The following is a 17,864-nucleotide window of genomic DNA, read 5'->3' on the forward strand; positions in this document are numbered from 1 at the left end:
CGTTGTAGAAATTGACACAACCAATTCATAAACCAAAACAATTAATAGTGTCTTTTATACTTCCGTATTATTTATTTAGCGAATATTTTACATCTTCACCTTAATCAGGTTGGAGTATTGTAAAATCTAATCTTTAATTCGCTAACACCCTTTTATTTCTCAGGATAAAGTGGATAATACCGCCACAAAATAACATTACTAAGGTGAGTCCTTATGTCTATTGAAGCTACTCTGCTTGCGCGCTGCGAGTCAAAATGTGAACTGTGTTCTTCTGAATCTCAACTAACTGCATACGCTGTCCCACCTCACGGTAATGTGACGGTTGATACTGCCATCATGGTTTGTGATAAGTGTCTGGGTGAGATCGATGAGCCAAAAGACATTAACCACTGGCGTTGTCTAAACGAAAGCATGTGGAGCCAGGTTCCTGCTGTACAAGTGACCGCATGGCGCCAACTCACTCGCCTAAACACAGAAAGCTGGGCTCAAGATGCTCTTGACATGATGTACATGGAAGAAGAGCAAATGAACTGGGCAATGAAAGGGATGTCTGCTGACGATAAAACGGTTGACTGTAACGGCACTGAACTTAAGAAAGGTGACGATGTAACAGTAATTAAAGACCTACCAGTAAAAGGCACTAACCAAGTAATCAAACAAGGTACAGTGATTCGTGGTATTAGCCTTGGCGATGATCCAAAGCTAGTTTCGGGTAAGGCAAATGGTGGTCAGTCGATGTACGTGATCGCAGAATACTGCCGCAAGAAGTAATATCGCACTTCAGTCATGTCAAAACGGGGCACCAATGGTGCCCCGTTTTTCTATACAACACTTAATCTACTATCATGTCTACCTCCTCTAGAGTGTTTCTTTTCTAGGGCGTAGGTTGAGTAGGCATGTTTTACAAATAAAAAAATACCGGCTCATAGGCCGGTATTTCTTACACTATTTCAATATTAACGGTACATACCGATGTCTTTTTGAATATGTGCTGACAAGTCTTCTGCGTAGTAACTGCGTGGCGCAGTGTTATCTACAAATAGAATGTCCAGTAAGTGAGCAATCAGTCCTTTGAAGTTAACCGCGTAGGTTTTCTTATCCATAGAGGTTGGTAAAGCTACATTTGTCATTTGCATTGCTTGTGCCATGATTGCCTCTCTTTAAAAGCAGTAGTCTGTTTAGTTGGTTGTATATTAGTCAGTTTCTTATTGTTTAAGAAATGACAAATTTTACCCATTCAAATTAGAATTTCTAATAAAACAAACTCATTACAAAACTCAAAAATACAAATGAATAATAACGGCATAAATAATCACAATTGCTGTAATTACATTGAATAACTGAACATTACCTGCATAATCGCCCCTTAATCAACAACATATATTTAACAATATTTTTCGTTACTTCTTTTGATTTTAGTGCTTACTTTATATTTTTTGATTAGTAATATTAACGCTAGTTTGACGCTTCGCTTTATTTTTTAGGAGTGATGCCACCACTGCCGATGTCATCACAACAACTAAAAATGTGAGAGACCATGCTGTCGGAATCTCATATTCTGTTCCAACCAATAGCATTTTTACCCCGATAAACATCATGATTACTGATAATGCTGGTTTTAAGTATACAAACTTGTCTAACATTGCTTGAAGAACAAAGTACAGCGATCGCAAACCCAATAATGCAAATACGTTCGCGGCTAAGACTAAAAATGGCTCTCGCGTTACCGCGAATATAGCTGGTATAGAATCCAACGCAAACATAACGTCCATTACTGCAATGACACCAACAACGATCAGCATCGGTGTTGCCACCCACTTACCAGCTTGCTTTAAGATTAAGTGATTTCCTTGGTAGTCATCTGTAACTGGCAATACCTTTCGAATCAACTGCTCCGGATATGGATTAACTTCTTCTGCTTCGCCTTTGTCGCGAGCTAGCTTAACACCTGTCCAAATAAGGAAAGCAGCAAATAAGTACAATACCCAGTGATACTGTGCAAGTAACTGAGCACCAACCGCAATCATGACAGCACGTAAAACTAGCGCACCTATCACCCCCCAAAGCAATGCTCTCGGACGCAAATGCTCCGGCACACTGTATTGTGCAAAGATGATGGCAAACACAAACAAGTTATCAACGCTTAACGACTTCTCTAGTAAGTAACCAGTTAAGAATGAAATCGTTGCTTTGTCGTTCGTATAAGCGCTATGTGGCGCGTAAAAGTCCCAGAATAAATAAATAGAACCTGCAAAAACAAAGGCAAGCAAGAACCAAAAAACACTCCAAACGATGGCTTTTTTCATCGTGATAGCGCCACCACGTGTTTGATAGATATCAAGCGTAACAAGAACAAGGGTAAATAAACCAAAAGCACCATACATCGCTAATGATTCTTGAAGAGGCACCGATTGGCTCAATTGGGTGGTATTTTCGATAAGAGACATATTTCCTCCCATGGCGGAAGGACTTCGTTTGGTGACCTTCCGCATACAATAACAACCAACAGCCACATAACGATTATGTGCTGCTAGTCAATGAATGCGTTGGTCTCGTTGAAGTGTTGATGTGAATAAACCACGTAACACCTTTACTTACCGGATAAGCTGATGCTTAACGAGATGACGATAAGTAAACTTGCGCTAACTACTCCCCAAACGTCGACATAATAACGCCGAGCGTCAGGCTTTCCAACAAAAAAACCTTGTCTTATCGAAATAAAATTCTTATCAAAAATCAGGAAGCACTATAAAAAAGAAAGAAATGGATTCAACCACCGCAACTATAGTAAACAGACAAAAAGCAGCAAATGGCTCAAGACAAACTCTTCATTGGTTAGAGGCCTAAAGGGGAAGATAGATACAAAAAAGGAGCATTACTGCTCCCTTTTGTAGCATCCACATTCTTAGCAATTCAAAAGCCGCTTAGAGGCACAAAGTAGACCAGTGTTGACCAAATTGCGATCCAGGCAACCACGACTGCCGTATCTGCCCAATCTTTATTCCACATACTGCCATCCTCATCAACCCATGTAGTAAGTGGAGAGCAGCAAAATCAATACCAGTATCTATTATCGACGTCGCTTTGTGTAAAGTTTGTGACTTTTATTCAAACAGTTTGGCTCATCGGTCAGGAGTTCAATAAAACAATCAGCCATGGACAAACTGGTCACACGTCCTTCTCCTTTCATCTCCTGCAATGCGTCGTACCCCTCTTTCCCTTTCATCGTATAGGCAGAAGAAGTCCCTCGATACCAAACATCATCTTGAACACCAACCCATTGTTTGCCATCAAAAATCACTAATGATTGAACTCTTTCACCTTTTGGGGCATCTGCGTGGTACTCGAAGTTTAAATTGTAAGTGTACGGATAACTGCCAGATCCAGTGCCTTCTACGCCATTGTTGAGTGCATTATTTATCGCGCCTTCAAGTGCACGGCGAATAGCGCTGCCTTTTACATCGTAAAAGCCGATAGGAACGGCAAAAGGCAACAGCCGTCCGGCAATGTCTGCCACTGTAATGTTGCCAGGGTTCAAAGAGGTTCGCACGCCACCCGCATTATGAATTGCAAATTGAACGTCATATCCACGTTTGTTTAAACAGTGCAGAAATGATCGGGCAACGGAGGAAGCCAACTCACTCTCACCAAATTCATCGGGAATTCTCACATGACGCTTTTTGGTGTCAACACTAGCAATGACTTGTGACTGTAACTGCCTGACCTGAGGAATATATTTATCGCTCAGGATCGCTTGAGTTTCCGGGTGTTTCTTACAAACCACGACATTCGGTTGACCATGGATGAAGTCGCACGCGGTTTCGAATACACCTTGGTCGAGCTGTTGGTTTAGCGTCGAGTCCCAAAAAATACGTCGACCCAGCAACAGTTCATTTTGTCCACTCAACATCGTTGCTTTACCGTGTTCATCAAACTCAATGACACAGTGCCCCATTGTCAAAGCATGGAAACCCGCTTGCACCACATAGGTATCATTAATTTTGATACCGTAGGGATCGTCTTGTCCTAACCCTATTGATGAAAAATCACCTTGCAACCGGTGGCTGTGTCCACCAACAATTATACCAATACCTGAGACTTGCTCAGCTAACTCTAAATCACCTTCATAACCTAAGTGGCTCAGAAGAATAATATTTTTTATACCTGATGAATGGATTTGTTTTACGGTCGCCTTGGCGGTTTCAATTGCTGAGTGAAAAGGCGTGTCTGCATCAGGGTTTGCGATGTCGCTCATTTTATCTATGGATAATCCGAAAATCGCGACCCGCTCACCATGGAATTCTTTAACAATGTATTGAGCGCTCTGTGTATCCGGTTGGTAACTATATACATCCTTGCAATCACTGATACGGTGAATTTTTTTAAGTGATTCATTGTATAAATCCCAGTTGCCAGCAAGCAATGGGAACTGAGTACGTTGGCAAAACAATGCAACTGGCTCATTCCCCATATCTAATTCATGGTTACCTAACGCCATTGCATCAATCTTTAATGCGTTCAATAAGTCGGCATTGGCTTTGCCTTTAAATAGTGAGAAATACAGCGTGCCTTGGAAGCAATCTCCGGCATGGAGGAACAACATCCCATGACCTTGGCGCTGAGCATCATCTCTTAACTGCTCGACTCTGGTTGCGATACGAGAAAAGCCGCCAGCACTGACATAGGGTTCTAGCGTGAGTTCATTGTTTATCTTAAGCTTTAACTGTAATGACGTTGGTTCAAAGTAGGAATGTGTGTCATTGATGTGTGCCAGTTTGATTCTCACTGGCTTATGATTGTTATTCATCTTCATCTTCTCTTTTTTCATTCCTTATAATAATAAGAAGTGAATCATGACAGAATCATGAATTTTATGAAACTGCGATTTAGGATTTCATGTTTAAGTGATCACGATGCTGTCCCCCAGCTTTGAAAGCAAGCCTCGCTTGTAACGGTCTCTATTCAGTAAGAGGCTCTCGTAATTTTGTGAACTGAGCTTAACTCAAAAATTCCGAATTCATATATGCTTAGGAGTAGCAAAATAACTCTCGATAATTCAAATAATTGCAAGGAGGATTGAGATGAAACTAGAACGCATCGAAATCTCCGGGTTTAGAGGCATCAAACGCCTTTCACTCTCTTTTGACGAACTCACCACGCTTATCGGTGAGAACACGTGGGGCAAATCATCATTACTCGATGCCCTTTCCATCGCATTACCTGCCAATGGCTCATTGTATCAATTCAAACTGAAAGATTTTCACGTTGACTACTCAATTTCTCATCCACAAACACAACACTTACAGATCATTGTTTGTTTTAAAGCGCAGGATAAAAACGAAGTAAAAGCGGGACGCTACAGACGCATAAAGCCTACATGGTGTACCAACGAAGATGGTGAGCAAGTCATTTACTATCGTATTAGTGCGTCTCGCGATGAGCATGGCATTAATACAGAGTACGCGTTTTTGGATCATAACGGCAAACCCAAAAAACTTCACCACTCAGAGAAACTCGCTATTGAGTTAATGACACTTCATCCTGTAATCCGACTACGTGACTCCCGACGCTTCCCTGATTTAAACCATGTCAACGGCGATGGTAAAAATGCTCGGATTGAAAAACGAATCAACAACACCTGTCGACGCTTATTGGCCATGCCTGGCCATGTGAATAAAGGTGAGATTCGTAGTAGCCTCGACTCAATGCAAACGCTTGTTGAACACTATTTCGCGTTCAGAAGTGTCAGTAAAGGTAACCCACGCAAACCTCGTGATGGTCTTTTCTATACAAGCCCTTCCTCTGATAAAGGTTTGAGTCAGTTCTTGAAAGAAACCAATGACAAACAAAGCCGCTTGCTTTTAATGGGGTTACTCAATGCCTATCTTCAAGCTAAGGGTCCCACCGATTTAAGGCGCTGTGCGAGACCAATACTGATCATTGAAGATCCAGAAGGTCGACTGCATCCAACTCATCTAGCGAGAGCGTGGTCCTTATTGCAATTATTGCCAATGCAAAAGATATTAACCACCAACAGTGGCACGTTACTCGGTTCTGTTCCACTGTATTCAATTCGACGTTTAATTCGGCTATCAGACAGAACCATCGCTAAGAGTTTAAACTCAACAAAGTTTGGTCGAGATGAGTTGCGCCGAATTGGTTTCCATATTCGTTTTCATCGTTCAGGAGCATTATTTGCGCGGTGCTGGTTACTTGTTGAGGGCGAAACCGAAGTTTGGCTTTTTCATGAACTGGCTCGTCAATGCGGGTATGACTTGGCTGCCGAAGGGGTTCAAATCGTTGAGTTTGCTCAATCAGGTCTAAAATCACTCATCAAAGTAGCAAAAGAGTTTGGTATTGATTGGCATGTCGTTACCGATGGCGACCCAGCAGGGAAAAAGTACGCGCATGCAGTGCGAGCACAGCTCGACCATGATCAGGAAAGGCATCGACTTACGGAGTTACCCGACCGAGACATCGAGCACTTTCTGTACAACAATGGTTTTGAACTTTTCTTTAAGGACATCATCAAAGTTCCTCATGACCACCCTATCCCTGCTAAAAAAGTCGTAAATCGTGTTTTGAAAAAACATGCAAAACCGGACTTAGCTTTGGCTATTGTTTCTCATTGTGAAGAGAAAGGCATGGAGTGTATTCCTGTACTTCTGCGCTGGACACTTAAACGCGTTGTTACCATGGCCAACGGCAATACATGAGTTAGGCGTATTTTACACTCAGCGTATTGTCTTGTAATACAAAAAAAGTACACCAATTTGGTGTGCTTGTATCAAACATCATTAATTTTGATTAAGGGTATTGAGAGGGATAAAACTCAATACACAGTGGATACCAATAAGATCGGGGGTTCACTACTGTGCTTGCTCAGCAAGCGAAGAAGAAGTAGCGGTTGATTTCGTATGCAACCATAGCCCTGTCGCTTTCATTAGATAGCCAAACACACCACCTAGCAACAACGATGGAATGACAAGTTGCCAGTTTCCGTCAGCCGCAAATGTTGCGCATGAACCAATAAAAGTACCAGGGATGTACGCGAGCCAAGCCTGTTTAGCTTGAATACACATGAAGAATGCCACAATAGCGGTAATCACATAGCCAATAATTTCCAACCCCACGTAAGTGGAACCGTGAATAATTACCATTGCCCAGAATACGCCTGTCATATTGGTGATTAAGCTGATGCCTAGTCCTTTCAATCCGCTCGTTGGCGCTGCAAAGTAGCTCGTGCAACCTAAAAAACCAGCCCAAGAAAGCAAACCTAAAGAGATGGCGATCCAACCCCATACGCCAGATAAAATTCCAGTAGTGATAGAAATAGCTAAAAGTGTCGTCATGGTAGTCATACCTGCTCGGCTATTATCGTACCTATATGGTTCAATAACTGCCTTCATACATTGAAATCAAGGACACATGTTAGATACATCAGCTCAGCTTATCGGTGATATTGATCACAATAAGATATTATTATTTTCACAATTTACATTAAAAGTTTGACGCAACCGATAAATCAACAGATTTAGGGAATAAACCCAACTCATCTCGTAGGCATGTTTAATCAACCTTTAAAGAACTGAAGGCTTCCCTTTCATCATTCGCAGTCCCTCTCTTTTAATGCAGTCGACTAATGGGTTTTCTGCCATATCTGAGCGCCATATAAATGAAAGCGTCCTTTCCATTTTTAACTCGGGTACATTTAATGCCACAAGATGACCTGCTTCTATATATCGCTCTACATCTAAATACGGTAAGCAAGTAAGGTACTGACCATTAGCAACTAAACTACGTAACACCGGAACATGTTCATATTCGCGCCACACATCCAAATCTTCAATAAGGTGGTGAATAGAACTATCAAATGTTTTTCGTGTGCCAGAGCCATGCTCTCTTAGTACCCATTTCGCTTGCTCTAACTGCGCAAGGCTAACAGACTGATTACGCGCAAAAGGATGATGAGAAGCTGCGACAACAGTAAGATGATCACGACACCATACTTCTTGGTGTAAACGGTTATCATCGCAGCGCCCTTCAATAATCCCTAAGTCATACTTGTAATCTAATACCCCATCAATCACCCCTTTTGTACTTTGTACACCGAGGGAAATACGCATTTCTGGAAAGTCATTATCAATGATACTGATAAGGTCGGGAACTAAGTGCTCTGCTGGGGTTTGACTCGCTCCCATACGAATCTCACCACTCAATAAATGTTGCTCATAGAAGCCCATTTCAATCTGCAATGCATCTTGTAGCAAGCGTTTTGCTTTTGGTCGTAACCACATCCCCCAATGGGTTAACGCCATTTGCTTGCCTTGTCTCTCAAACAACGGCCTGCCAAGCATCTTCTCTAATTGCGCAAGCGACATGCTTGTCGCTGATTGTGTCAAAGCCAATTTTTCTGCGGCTTGGCTTACACTGCCGGTATCTGCAACTGCGTCGAAAACCGCTAATTGCTTAAGTGAGTAGCGCAAAGTGTCCTCCATTATTAGTGGGTATTTCCCAATCCCCACAATTGTTAAAGCATGCCCCAATAAGCAATAGAGTTCATTTTACCTGGCCCCGTAAAGTTATCAATTAATTTGATGAGGTTTCTAAATATTATCAATTTTACCTTACTAACCGTTCTCCCTATTCTGAGTACGCGGTTCGGGAACACCGCAAGCCTCAATGGTTTTGAAAACGAAGTCATTGAGGCTCTTAATAAAAACAACAATTTCATTTTTGAGTTAATAACCAAGGATTTTTTATGCGATTACAAATTAAGGAGTCAATATGGCGGTGACCAGTTCTCAAAATCACCAGTATTTTTCTCCAAAAGAGATGATGGTTGAAGCGGAAAAATTTGCGTTAAGTAAGGCAAACAAAACCAGCAGTATGACATTAAGCCTCGCGATTATGGCCGGCGCGTTCATCGGGTTAGCATTCTTGTTTTACATCACGGTGACCACCGGCAGTACTGGCGCTGGTTGGGGCTTGAGCCGCCTAGCTGGTGGACTCGCATTTAGCATGGGATTGATCCTCATAGTGATCTGCGGTGGTGAATTATTTACCAGCTCCGTCCTATCCAGTATTTCTTGGGCCAATAAGCAAATCTCGTTCGGTAAGATGCTTTCGATCTGGGGCAAAGTTTACGTTGGTAACTTTATTGGTGCGATGTTCCTACTTGCGCTGGTTACTGCTGCTGGTCTTTATCAGATGGATGGCGGTCAATGGGGATTAAATGCGCTTAACATCGCACAACACAAACTTCACCACACTCTCATTCAAGCGTTTGCACTCGGCATTCTCTGTAACCTATTGGTCTGCCTAGCGATTTGGCTAACATTTAGTTCTGCAAATGCAATGACAAAAGCAGCAATGACAATTTTGCCTGTGGCAATGTTTGTCAGCAGCGGTTTTGAGCACTGTGTTGCGAACATGTTTATGGTTCCACTTGGTATTGTTATCGCGAATTTTGCACCTGAATCTTTTTGGGCATCTGTCGGTATGCCTGCGTCACAATACGCAGACCTAAACATTAGCCACTTTATTACCGCTAACTTAATTCCTGTCACGCTTGGCAACATCGTCGGCGGAGCGGTATTAGTTGGCCTTTCAAACTGGTGTATTTTTCGCCGACCAGAACTAAAAGCAGCGAATGTTTCTTCTATCACTACAACTACAACACTGTCGTCAGTTAAGGATTTCTCCATGAAAAATGCCTCTTTTGTTAAAGACATTATGAACCAAAAACCAGTCACCATTCGTGCAGAAACGCCAATTGCAGCCGCGCTGGATGTGTTACTTGATAACAACGTAACTAGCGCACCTGTTGTAGACGTACAAAATCGATTAGTTGGCTTCTTCTCTGCTCACGATGTGATGGTAGAACTATGGTGTGAGGACTACATTCCGGTGAAAGACCAAAAAGTCGTCGACATCATGAGCCGAGATGTGGTCGCAATTGACGCTGGTGATCGCCTCGTTGATGTTGTGGAATTCCTATGTATCGATAAAGAGCAGTTGTACCCAGCGAGCAGTATGGGTATTGCCACTCGCTTGACGTCTTTGTCTCTCGAAGAACGCGCTAAAAGTATCAAAGTAAGTAAGCCACAAGTGCTTCCTGTGCTTGAAAATGGGCAGATGGTCGGGGTGGTTACTCGTACTGAAGTATTAAAAGCACTACGCCCGATTTTTGGTGAGCGTTTAAACCTAGTGGAAAAAAGCGAGTTAGAAACAGCGTAATTAGCTAAACATTTACAACGTCTATTGGCTTTCAATCGCTATCACTGACTGGTTTATCGATGTTAGTGATGTGATTAAGATAATAAAAAAGCGCTCTTCAAGTGAAGAGCGCTTTTAGTGTATCTAAAAGGAACTAATTACTTCTTAATACCTTCGATATGAAGTTCCATATCGACGTAGCTTGAAGCACCCATTACTGGGATGTCAAAGTCAGCAAGCTCTAGGCGAGTGTTGCCAACAAAGCCAGCACGCTCGCCGCCCCATGGGTCACTGCCAGCACCAACGAATTCAGCCTCTATAGTAATAGGCTTAGTAACACCGTGTAGCGTTAGATCACCAGTTACATCTAGTTTGCCATTGCCTTTATCAACCACTTTTGTGCTCGTAAAGGTTGCTTCACTGTATTTACCAGCATCGATGAAGTCACCACTACGAATGTGCTTGTCACGTTCAGCATGGTTTGAATCTAGGCTGGTTGTATCAACAACAACATTTACTTTTGAGTCAGCAATGTTGTTTTCATCAAAAGAAAAGTCACCAGAAAATGTATTGAAACGACCTTTGATGAAACTGTAACCCAAGTGACTAACTTTAAAGTTGATTGAAGCATGAGCACCTTTGGTATCGATGACATAATCTGCAGCTTGCGCACCAAATGGCAGTGCCATAGCGATAGCTAATCCTGTAGCGAAAAGTGACTTTTTCATTTTGAAGCTCCTAACATTTTTCTTAATGTGTTGTCTTTATCGATAAAGTGGTGTTTTAGTGCAGCAATAGCATGTAAACCTGCAATCAGGATGACTGCCCAAGCTGCATAGAAGTGAATCTCACCTGCAATATCTGATTGGCCTGGGAATAACTCTCCCGCTCCTGGCACGGTGAACCAATTAAACACTTCGATGCCGCGTCCATCAGACGTTGAAATGAGGTAACCTGAAACAAAGATGGTGATCAATAGTAGGTACATGACACCATGCGCTGCTTTAGCAGCAAGCACTTCGTAACGTTTGCCTTCTACCTTTGGTGACGCCGTCACATGTTTCCATACGATGCGTGCCAAAGTTAAAATAGCGAGTAAAATACCGACAGAGCGATGGTAATGCGGCGCAGTTCGATACCATTCGCTGTAATAGCTAAGGTCGACCATCCACAAACCCACTGCAAATAGACCAATAATGCACAGCGCTGATAACCAATGCATCACGCGTGCAGTAAGGTTGTAATTCTTTACCAGTGTATCCATCTCAAGTTCCTAGATATATTCCTAAGTTAATGCTGAGCAAGAAACACTACATTAACCTATTTACGTCATATGAAACAGATTATTTACCATCATTTACATCTAGCCAATGGTACCGTATCTATCAAGTTGTTCGAATTTTTTGAAGGAACTTTAAATCGTTTGTAAAACTGAAACTTACAGCTTAACTTCTTGTTCTATCTCATACAGCTCTTCGGAAACTTCTAACATTCTGCGTTCAACCAGTAACTTAGCATCTTCAACACCCTTGTTATAATAAATTGGTCCTAGTTTTTCTGTAATAAAATCAATTAGAAACTCACTATCGAACTGGCCAATTTCAACATCTAGCTCGTCTTGCATGTAATCTTGAATGGCGGTGGCCAACGCCTCTTTTTGTGCGCGTTCTAGCTTTATCATTTTTTCCCTTTCAAATTTTTGTTCAACTTCTGCTTCTTTCGTGTTGTTCTATGAAAGATTAGACACGGTCATTTGTGAGAAATTTGGTGTTTAGATCAAGAAGTTGCCGAAGTAAATTAGTCTATTCTCAAAAGACTATGCTAACCTTTTGCAGTTCGTTTTGTAATTATTAAGGGATATTCTTTGCTACTCGACCTAGTTATTCAAAGTGTTAATGATTTTCAAGACGACTGTCTTAAGCTGTGTGAAAAGCATTACCCTGCGGTGCATAACCAAGGCATGAGTGAGCATCATCTTGGTCTCGCGTTTTCAAGAAGGATGGAACATACTTTTCGTCACTTTGGATACAACTGCGTGATAAAGCCAATCGAAGTGTTGGAGTCTCCAGACCTTCCCCATCACTATCGAATTTCATCCGACATCGGCACTGTCTGGGTTCTGAGTCACCATATGGTCAGTGCCGGAAAATCTTGCCGGGAAAACTTACTCTCATCAATTACGGAATGGCAGAGTGAATATGGCTATGCCTTACAGCCTAATGACCTACTCTTTTTGGTTTGTGATCATTGGATAAGTCGCAGCAAAACGAGCCGAGAATTGCTTCATTGGTGGATGGGGGAACTACCCGATCAGATCAACGAATACACAGAACAAGGAATCACACTGTACACCAGCGAGTCGCAACTCACGCAATCGTTGGACACTCGATTCGGTATTAGCCCTTGTTACATTAAGTTTGGGCATCCTTTACGGCGTTCGAACAAACAGCAGTTAGTCAGAAAATATTTGCAGTTGTATGCCGTACTGCAATGGTAGCATCAAATTGAAGTGCTGAGATTATCAATTATTTCATCAATTTGTTTGATATCACTCGACAAAACTACCCATCCATTACCATCGTTCTTGCTTGAGTTAATGAGCACACTTAGATTCATTGCCAATGAAATAGAAAAATTAGCGCGATAACGCTGATGTTGAGACATTGATTTAGGTTGTGGTAACAATGATGAGCATCTCGCAACTACTTAGTTGCATCCGGAAAGAAGCCGACGGGCAGTATATTGCGAAATACACGAACTTCACTCTCCGCAGTGTCTTTCAACCCATATATAAGAACGATATTTCCATCGTTGGCCTTGAAGCACTGGTAAGAATTAGCAATGCCAATGGCACCATCGTTAGGCCAGATCAGTTTTTCCAATCCAAAGCGACTCCCACTCAAGATTTGCTCAATGTTGAACGCTTAAGTCGCCTAATCCATATCAAAAATTTCTCTCAGTCTCGCTTTCACACAAAACAATTGTTTCTCAATGTATTACCGGTAGCGGCAGAGATACTAGTTAAAGACATCACTTATAACCGACTGCTAAAACAAACCATTTATGAATCGCATTTGATGAATGAACAAATCGTCATGGAGTTACTTGAATTGAAGGTGGAGGATGAACTCTCTTTGTCTCAAGCTGCTCGGGAGTTAAGTCTTGAAGGATTTAAATTAGCGATTGACGATTATGGCGTCAATGCATCGACAACTGAGCGAGTGAGAAGCGTTTGCCCAGATATAATCAAGATGGATCGCTCTTTATTGCTAAGGTATGAAAACGGTGATTTTAAAGCGCTTAACGATGCATTATCACTCGCAAAAGCGTTATGCTCTAAAACCGTTATCGAAGGAATTGAAACCGAGCATCAACTTCGCTTAATGAAAAAGCTCGGTTTCGATATGTACCAAGGGTACCTACTTGCTATCCCCCAAACGTTAGACGCCTATGAAGAGGCAAAAACAGCCTGACTATGTAAGAGCAAAAGTTTGCGCGGTTTAGCGAGAGCTACGTGATTTACCACGATTCTTATGAATCGCCAATTTTGCTTTTAGCTTACGCTTCTCAGATGAACGACTACGACGACGCCCACCCCCATTTTGTTCAGGCTCAACTTCTTCTACAAGACTTGGTTCGAAACCTGCCAGCCATTCTTGGGGTAAGCGTTGATCAAGCAGATTCTCGATAGCTTGCAACAAGTACTCCTCATCTCTACTCATAAGAGAAACCGCCAAACCTGACTTTCCTGCTCTTCCAGTGCGGCCAATTCGATGGACATAATCTTCTGCTTTGAATGGCATATCAAAGTTCACGACTTGTTCTAGCTCTTGAATGTCTAACCCTCGTGCTGCCACATCGGTTGCAATCAAAGCACGTACCTTACCTTGTTTAAATTCATCCAAAGCTCTTTGGCGGGCACCTTGTGATTTATCGCCGTTGATAGAAACCGCTTTGATGCCATCTAACTTGAGCTCTTTCGCTAACTCATCACTGCCTTGCTTCGTTTTTGTAAATACAAGCACTTGCTGCCAATTCCGCGAGCCAATTAAGTACGCTAGCAATTCACGTTTCCGTTTTTTATCCACTGGATAAACCATTTGTGTTACCGTTTCAGCAGTCGTATTTGCTGGTGAAACTTCGACTTCAACTGGCGATTCCATGAGTTTATACGCTATAGTTTTGATTCGCTTCTCAAATGTCGCAGAGAACAATAGGATCTGTTTCTCAGCAGGCAAACGTCGGAAGATGCGCTGCAAGTCAGGCCAAAATCCCATATCTAACATACGGTCGGCTTCGTCTAACACGAGCATACCGGTTTTAGAGATGTTTACGTTACCATTAAACAGGTGATCCAAAAGGCGGCCTGGCGTGGCAATCAAAATATCAGCGCCCTCTTCTAACTTTCTCTTTTGTACGCCAATGCTTGTACCACCATAAACACACACGATGCGAAGTTCTGTTTCTGCCGAGTACTGATTCAAATTATCAAATACCTGCTGTGCAAGCTCGCGTGTTGGAACCAAAATCAATGCTTGAGGTGTGCCGTTAAGTTTCTTTTGCTGAACGGTTTGTATGATAGGTAAACCAAACGCAGCCGTTTTTCCCGTACCAGTTTGTGCAGCAGCAAGTAAGTTTTTTCCTGCAAGGACGTGTGGAATTGACTTTTCTTGCACTGGTGTTGGCGTCACGATATTTAGATTGCCTAGCGTCTCGATTAGCTTTTGTTCGATGCCTAAATCAGCAAAATTAACAGACATGTGTAACCTCATTATTTTTGGAGCGCAGAGTTTACCAGAGCCCCTAAAGCCATACTACTTTTCTATCTCATTGAGTTGAGTCGTTAAGCTGTTGCTGAAAATCATACGACTGGCGCAAAACATCTCGATAAAGTGACGAGAACTTCTCTTCTAATTCGGTGTAATCACTTTCAATCACTTTAAATGTTGTGGTTAAGTCTGCCATTCTAGGACTTCTTTGCGATATCCGATGTAGTGCAAATTCTATATTGTCTAGATCTTGATAGGATTGAAGCCATCGGCCATGCCACATTCTGCTGTGGAGCACCAAAAAACGTGGCGGCAAATGTTCATGAACCTCTCGGTTTACTCTCTCGTATGCCGTTTTTACAAAGTGTTCGAGAGGCACGGAATGAAAGTCGTTCCAGTGTTTTGCGAGGCAATGATCCCAAAACATATCCAAAGCGATAGGTGCAAAACGTCGCGCAACACCAGTGAAATGAGGCTTACATTCGTTGACGATTGGATGATGGTCGGTAATACGGTCAACAAATCTATGTAATCTGATGCCATTTGAGATATCGCGATCATACAGCTTGCTTGGATCTCCTTTTACGAAGTCTCCAAGCAAGTTTCCCAACAAATGGCTGTTACTGTGATCTGCGATATGCAGGTGGGCTAGAAAGTTCATTCGACGCCAGTTTTGGCCTCTAGGGCTTGGTGTGACATGAACCTAGTATAACGTCAATTACGACGAGATGAGAGTGTTCCGCTATTCGGCTTCGTTGTCTGAGCCAACGTATTCCGACAAGATAATGCCAATTTCAAGCGCATCTAGCAGCTCTAGGCTCTCATCGTTTTGGTATTGGTCGCTCATTGTGACCTCCTTTATTTTAAGCTCTCTTGCTTTTACTTGCTGACGGCCTGGCTCTTGCCATATCCACATCAGCAACTCCTTTTTATAGTCTTTATATGACACATTCATGACAGCGAGAAGTAAAGATTTAAAAACCTATGAGCATAATCAAAAGTAAACGATTGCAATTAGATTTCATATCCGCTTAACACTTTAGAGAAATGACTCTTTTATCAACATTCATGTCAATTTAAAGATATAACATACTGTTATAGGCGTCCTTAGATCTCATTTCTTAAACTAAATTTAGTATTCGTTACATATTTTGCTGATTAACTTCGCATATTTTGTTTCGATATAGCAATAGATTTGGTCAATATCTTTTATCTCTAATGGAGCTTTAAATGAGAGAAGTTGAGTTTAGAACGATAGACAGGCTGTTTATCAAGATGTCTATCAACGACAAAATGTGGGTTATATTCCTACTGTTTTTAGTAGCCCTCACTTCAGTGGCTGGAAGCCGCTACTTCAATGAAATACAACAATTTGAGCAGCAAGCCATCTCGGCGAGCGAAGCGAAGCTTTCTGGTATCGTTGATACTCAATCAAACCGCGCTACAGAAATTGACGGCGTATCGAAATCGAACCGCGTAAGCGAGAGTTCTTTTGTCGATGGGTCTGTCACCGCTTATGCCAAGTTGCATTCTGGAGAAGTGATTAAGCTGACTCAAAATGTGTCCACACAATACGAATCGTTAAAATCATCAGCTCTATCGTCACTATTACTCAGCTTCTTATGGGTTATTCCTTTTGCCCTATTCTCTTACTGGGTGGCAACGTTTATCGGAGGAGCTCTGTGGGTTTTATATACAACAACCGAAAAAATTGGTGACGGTGACTTAACCTCTCGTCTTGGTTTCCATCCAGGTCGAGATGAATTCGGTACCATCGGCTGTGCGCTAGACAAGTCTATGGATACCTTAAGTGAACTGGTTAATAGTGTTAAAAATAATGCAACGATGTTGAGCGAGACATCTTCTGCATTCGAAAAAGATATGCAGTTGAGTGAAACCCAGATATCTCATCAATATCAAACGCTTGATTCAGTCGCGACGGCAATGGAAGAAATGACAGCCTCTGCAAAGGAGGTATCAAGTATTTCTCAACAAGCAACGACGCAGTCAGACCAAGATGCCCAGAAGATCGAACTAAGCAGAAGCCGTGTACAAAACGTGATTGGCGAGATAGAGACGTTATCTAGCTATATTGAACAAGCCTCTACGTCAGTAACCAATTTAAACGAGAATACGACGCAGATTAATGACGTGATCACAACGATTAACGCCATTTCAGAACAAACTAATCTGTTGGCACTAAACGCAGCAATCGAAGCAGCCCGTGCTGGTGAACAAGGTCGTGGATTTGCAGTGGTTGCCGATGAAGTACGTACATTAGCAAGCAGAACTCAACAGGCAACAGTAGAGATCCAAGCCATGATTGAGAAGCTTCAAATTGAGAGCCAGAACATTGCTTCAATCACCAACCGAACCGTTCAGCAAGCTCAAACCAGCAGCCAGCTTATTGATGAAATCGGCCATGATGTTACCTCTATTGCCGAGTCAGCACGCTCATTAATGGACATGAGCATTCAGATTTCCACATCTGCTGAAGAACAAAGCGCAGTGGCTAACGATATTGCATCGGAACTTTCAGAAATTCGTAGTCAATCAAGCACAATCAGAGAAGTGGCGGAGCAATCTACCGCTGGCGTCGCTAATCTCACGCAAGCCTCCGTTTCTCTTGGTGAGATATTACAACGCTACCGCACCGCATAACATTGTGGAACTTATGATCAACAAGGGCTCCTTAAGGAGCCCTTTTCTTTAAACCGTGTTCAACTATTACCTTCGATATTTTCTACGACATCCAAGTGGATATTTGAAGTGAATCTCAAGTTCTCGCTGTACCGGATGAAATAATGTTCTTAAACAAAGCGTTCCGCTATGCTTGATCTTGCCAATTCCAATTTGCTGCTGGAAAACAATATGAAT

Annotated in this window: 17 protein-coding genes; 6 read left to right on the forward strand and 11 right to left on the reverse strand. The window is 42.2% G+C overall.

Annotated elements, in window-relative coordinates; translation table 11 throughout:
* The first annotated feature begins 213 nt into the window (after nt 1-213).
* A complete protein-coding gene (locus H9L11_RS21245; RefSeq protein ID WP_005376350.1) occupies nt 214-771 on the forward strand; it encodes an alkylphosphonate utilization protein in 558 nt (185 codons plus the stop codon).
* A gap of 185 nt (nt 772-956) precedes the next feature.
* Here the strand turns inward: H9L11_RS21245 and H9L11_RS21250 are convergent, their stop codons facing one another.
* From H9L11_RS21250 to H9L11_RS21260, 3 genes are all read right to left on the reverse strand, one after another.
* The gene (locus H9L11_RS21250; protein WP_005376351.1) at nt 957-1,148 is read right to left on the reverse strand and encodes a hypothetical protein; all 192 of its coding nucleotides are present in this window, start codon (nt 1,146-1,148) and stop codon (nt 957-959) included.
* A 279-nt stretch (nt 1,149-1,427) separates the two neighbouring features.
* Nucleotides 1,428-2,447, reverse strand: coding sequence for a TerC/Alx family metal homeostasis membrane protein (locus H9L11_RS21255; RefSeq protein WP_031781325.1), 1,020 nt, complete (start codon nt 2,445-2,447; stop codon nt 1,428-1,430).
* Between the two features lie 623 nt (nt 2,448-3,070).
* Nucleotides 3,071-4,813: a bifunctional UDP-sugar hydrolase/5'-nucleotidase gene (locus tag H9L11_RS21260; protein ID WP_205391182.1), complete on the reverse strand. Its 1,743-nt coding sequence runs from the start codon at nt 4,811-4,813 to the stop codon at nt 3,071-3,073.
* Nucleotides 4,814-5,081: 268 nt separating this feature from the next.
* Between H9L11_RS21260 and H9L11_RS21265 the strand changes: the two genes are divergently transcribed.
* A complete protein-coding gene (locus tag H9L11_RS21265) occupies nt 5,082-6,716 on the forward strand; it encodes an ATP-dependent endonuclease (protein WP_064376811.1) in 1,635 nt (544 codons plus the stop codon).
* A 153-nt stretch (nt 6,717-6,869) separates the two neighbouring features.
* Here the strand turns inward: H9L11_RS21265 and H9L11_RS21270 are convergent, their stop codons facing one another.
* Complete coding sequence (locus tag H9L11_RS21270) at nt 6,870-7,352, reverse strand: DUF1097 domain-containing protein (RefSeq protein WP_017634175.1); 483 nt, start codon at nt 7,350-7,352, stop codon at nt 6,870-6,872.
* 228 nt (nt 7,353-7,580) lie between these two features.
* Entirely contained in the window at nt 7,581-8,486 is a 906-nt protein-coding gene (locus tag H9L11_RS21275; protein ID WP_005376369.1) for a LysR substrate-binding domain-containing protein, read from the reverse strand.
* Between the two features lie 301 nt (nt 8,487-8,787).
* On the opposite strand from H9L11_RS21275, the gene focA reads away from it, so the two are divergent.
* Nucleotides 8,788-10,239 carry a formate transporter FocA gene (focA, locus tag H9L11_RS21280; protein WP_205391183.1) on the forward strand — a complete coding sequence of 484 codons (1,452 nt, stop codon included), beginning with the start codon at nt 8,788-8,790 and terminating at the stop codon, nt 10,237-10,239.
* Between the two features lie 137 nt (nt 10,240-10,376).
* On the opposite strand, the gene H9L11_RS21285 is transcribed toward focA, so the two are convergent.
* From H9L11_RS21285 to H9L11_RS21295, 3 genes are all read right to left on the reverse strand, one after another.
* The gene (locus H9L11_RS21285; protein ID WP_017634178.1) at nt 10,377-10,946 is read right to left on the reverse strand and encodes a YceI family protein; all 570 of its coding nucleotides are present in this window, start codon (nt 10,944-10,946) and stop codon (nt 10,377-10,379) included.
* On the reverse strand, nt 10,943-11,482 hold the full coding sequence (locus H9L11_RS21290) for a cytochrome b (protein WP_025767789.1): 540 nt from the start codon (nt 11,480-11,482) through the stop codon (nt 10,943-10,945). Before H9L11_RS21290 ends, H9L11_RS21285 begins: the two co-directional genes overlap by 4 nt.
* Before the next feature lie 174 nt (nt 11,483-11,656).
* On the reverse strand, nt 11,657-11,899 hold the full coding sequence (locus H9L11_RS21295; RefSeq protein WP_005390155.1) for a DUF2164 domain-containing protein: 243 nt from the start codon (nt 11,897-11,899) through the stop codon (nt 11,657-11,659).
* Nucleotides 11,900-12,082: 183 nt separating this feature from the next.
* Here H9L11_RS21295 and H9L11_RS21300 point away from each other — a divergent pair, with 183 nt between their 5' ends.
* Nucleotides 12,083-12,715, forward strand: coding sequence for a hypothetical protein (locus H9L11_RS21300; protein WP_033906545.1), 633 nt, complete (start codon nt 12,083-12,085; stop codon nt 12,713-12,715).
* A gap of 187 nt (nt 12,716-12,902) precedes the next feature.
* Nucleotides 12,903-13,691, forward strand: coding sequence for an EAL domain-containing protein (locus H9L11_RS21305; RefSeq protein ID WP_033906544.1), 789 nt, complete (start codon nt 12,903-12,905; stop codon nt 13,689-13,691).
* 27 nt (nt 13,692-13,718) lie between these two features.
* On the opposite strand, the gene H9L11_RS21310 is transcribed toward H9L11_RS21305, so the two are convergent.
* The 3 genes from H9L11_RS21310 to H9L11_RS21320 all read right to left on the reverse strand — a co-directional run bounded on the left by H9L11_RS21310 (nt 13,719) and on the right by H9L11_RS21320 (nt 15,903).
* A complete protein-coding gene (locus H9L11_RS21310) occupies nt 13,719-14,978 on the reverse strand; it encodes a DEAD/DEAH box helicase (protein WP_005376383.1) in 1,260 nt (419 codons plus the stop codon).
* Nucleotides 14,979-15,045: 67 nt separating this feature from the next.
* The gene (locus tag H9L11_RS21315; RefSeq protein ID WP_025767792.1) at nt 15,046-15,648 is read right to left on the reverse strand and encodes an ACP phosphodiesterase; all 603 of its coding nucleotides are present in this window, start codon (nt 15,646-15,648) and stop codon (nt 15,046-15,048) included.
* 81 nt (nt 15,649-15,729) lie between these two features.
* Nucleotides 15,730-15,903: a hypothetical protein gene (locus tag H9L11_RS21320; RefSeq protein WP_017820948.1), complete on the reverse strand. Its 174-nt coding sequence runs from the start codon at nt 15,901-15,903 to the stop codon at nt 15,730-15,732.
* Nucleotides 15,904-16,217: 314 nt separating this feature from the next.
* Between H9L11_RS21320 and H9L11_RS21325 the strand changes: the two genes are divergently transcribed.
* Entirely contained in the window at nt 16,218-17,648 is a 1,431-nt protein-coding gene (locus tag H9L11_RS21325) for a methyl-accepting chemotaxis protein (protein ID WP_205391184.1), read from the forward strand.
* Nucleotides 17,649-17,864: the final 216 nt, after the last annotated feature.

The organism is Vibrio sp. sp1 (assembly GCF_016920955.1).
Lineage (GTDB): Bacteria > Pseudomonadota > Gammaproteobacteria > Enterobacterales > Vibrionaceae > Vibrio > Vibrio alginolyticus.

Bases quoted from the DNA above. Each gene is read 5' to 3' on its own strand.
- H9L11_RS21245 (WP_005376350.1), top strand. From the start codon at position 214: ATGTCTATTGAAGCTACTCTGCTTGCGCGCTGCGAGTCAAAATGTGAA.
- H9L11_RS21250 (WP_005376351.1), bottom strand. From the start codon at position 1,148: ATGGCACAAGCAATGCAAATGACAAATGTAGCTTTACCAACCTCTATG.
- H9L11_RS21255 (WP_031781325.1), bottom strand. From the start codon at position 2,447: ATGTCTCTTATCGAAAATACCACCCAATTGAGCCAATCGGTGCCTCTT.
- H9L11_RS21260 (WP_205391182.1), bottom strand. From the start codon at position 4,813: ATGAAGATGAATAACAATCATAAGCCAGTGAGAATCAAACTGGCACAC.
- H9L11_RS21265 (WP_064376811.1), top strand. From the start codon at position 5,082: ATGAAACTAGAACGCATCGAAATCTCCGGGTTTAGAGGCATCAAACGC.
- H9L11_RS21270 (WP_017634175.1), bottom strand. From the start codon at position 7,352: ATGACGACACTTTTAGCTATTTCTATCACTACTGGAATTTTATCTGGC.
- focA (WP_205391183.1), top strand. From the start codon at position 8,788: ATGGCGGTGACCAGTTCTCAAAATCACCAGTATTTTTCTCCAAAAGAG.
- H9L11_RS21285 (WP_017634178.1), bottom strand. From the start codon at position 10,946: ATGAAAAAGTCACTTTTCGCTACAGGATTAGCTATCGCTATGGCACTG.
- H9L11_RS21290 (WP_025767789.1), bottom strand. From the start codon at position 11,482: ATGGATACACTGGTAAAGAATTACAACCTTACTGCACGCGTGATGCAT.
- H9L11_RS21295 (WP_005390155.1), bottom strand. From the start codon at position 11,899: ATGATAAAGCTAGAACGCGCACAAAAAGAGGCGTTGGCCACCGCCATT.
- H9L11_RS21305 (WP_033906544.1), top strand. From the start codon at position 12,903: ATGATGAGCATCTCGCAACTACTTAGTTGCATCCGGAAAGAAGCCGAC.
- H9L11_RS21310 (WP_005376383.1), bottom strand. From the start codon at position 14,978: ATGTCTGTTAATTTTGCTGATTTAGGCATCGAACAAAAGCTAATCGAG.
- H9L11_RS21315 (WP_025767792.1), bottom strand. From the start codon at position 15,648: ATGAACTTTCTAGCCCACCTGCATATCGCAGATCACAGTAACAGCCAT.
- H9L11_RS21320 (WP_017820948.1), bottom strand. From the start codon at position 15,903: ATGTGGATATGGCAAGAGCCAGGCCGTCAGCAAGTAAAAGCAAGAGAG.
- H9L11_RS21325 (WP_205391184.1), top strand. From the start codon at position 16,218: ATGAGAGAAGTTGAGTTTAGAACGATAGACAGGCTGTTTATCAAGATG.